The sequence below is a fragment of the Acidisoma sp. C75 genome, assembly GCF_054665095.1.
Genome location: NZ_BAAFHD010000036.1, coordinates 1 through 982 on the forward strand (window position 1 = coordinate 1; position 982 = coordinate 982).

Here is a 982-nt window from a genome sequence, read left to right on the forward strand (position 1 = left end):
GGTCGTCCGGCAGGGCGTCGGGGTCGATCTGCACGCGGCGATGATGAACCAGCTCGCCGCGTCGAAGCCAGAGACAATGTCGACAAAGTGCGAGATCTATCCAGCCAGTTCGGGCCGCCGCGGCTTTACAGGTGCCCGCCACTCGCAGCCGTCAAGGAGAGCCGCCAATTGCGCCGGCGAGAGCTGAATCCGTCCTGTCGTAGTAGCGGTCGGCCACGCGAACTGGCCGCCCTCCAGCCGCTTTGTCAGCAGGCACAACCCAACGCCATCATGCCAGAGAAGTTTGATGAGCCCGGCACGGCGGCCTCGGAATGCATAGACGGCGCCATCGAACGGGTTATCGGCAAGGCTCTCCTGCACCAGCATTGCCAACCCGGTCATGCCTTTGCGCATGTCCGTCACCCCACAGGCCAGATAGATGCGCAGCCCGGATGCCAAGGTGATCATCGCCGCCTCAGCGCATCCAGCACACGCCGCAGCGCGGCACCATCCACCTGCGCATCGATGCGCACGACGATGTCGCCCGGCAGCACGATCTCCATGCGCCCGCCGGAGCACGATGCCGCCCGTATATCCGCCATATCAGGAGCCGGCACGGCAGGCTCGGTGGTCGGAGGCGTGGCCGCAACCTCCACTGCCGCGAACCGCGGAGCGGCCCGCGTCAGCACCGCTGCCCGCACGCCGAGCACTTCCTGCCGCCATGTGTAAAGCTGCCCGGAGCTGATCCCGTGCTTGCGCGCAACCTCCGTCGGCGTCAGGTCCGGGCCGTAGCTCTCGGCGACGATGTCGCGCTTCTGCTCCACCGTCCAACGACGGCGCCTCTCGCCACGGGTGATGATCTCCACCCGTTCACTCCGAGCGCTCCTACGATTGGTCGTATGACCGCTCTCATCCGCGGCAATGATGTCAGGCGGTTCGTCCATCCGCGCTTTGCATCAAAGCGCTACCGCGCGCCGCAATGTGCCGGTGCCGCGACGCTTAC

Annotated in this window: 2 protein-coding genes; both read right to left on the minus strand. The window is 66.2% G+C overall.

Translation table 11 applies throughout. The features are described from left to right. Positions 1 to 96: 96 nt before the first annotated feature. Positions 97 to 447: an IS66 family insertion sequence element accessory protein TnpB gene (gene tnpB, locus ACYQ7X_RS17445; RefSeq protein ID WP_459698345.1), complete on the minus strand. Its 351-nt coding sequence runs from the start codon at positions 445 to 447 to the stop codon at positions 97 to 99. Next, on the minus strand, positions 444 to 845 hold the full coding sequence (tnpA, locus tag ACYQ7X_RS17450; protein WP_459698346.1) for an IS66-like element accessory protein TnpA: 402 nt from the start codon (positions 843 to 845) through the stop codon (positions 444 to 446). Before tnpA ends, tnpB begins: the two co-directional genes overlap by 4 nt. Between the last annotated feature and the right edge of the window lie 137 nt (positions 846 to 982).

Bases quoted from the DNA above. Each gene is read 5' to 3' on its own strand.
- tnpB (WP_459698345.1), bottom strand. From the start codon at position 447: ATGATCACCTTGGCATCCGGGCTGCGCATCTATCTGGCCTGTGGGGTG.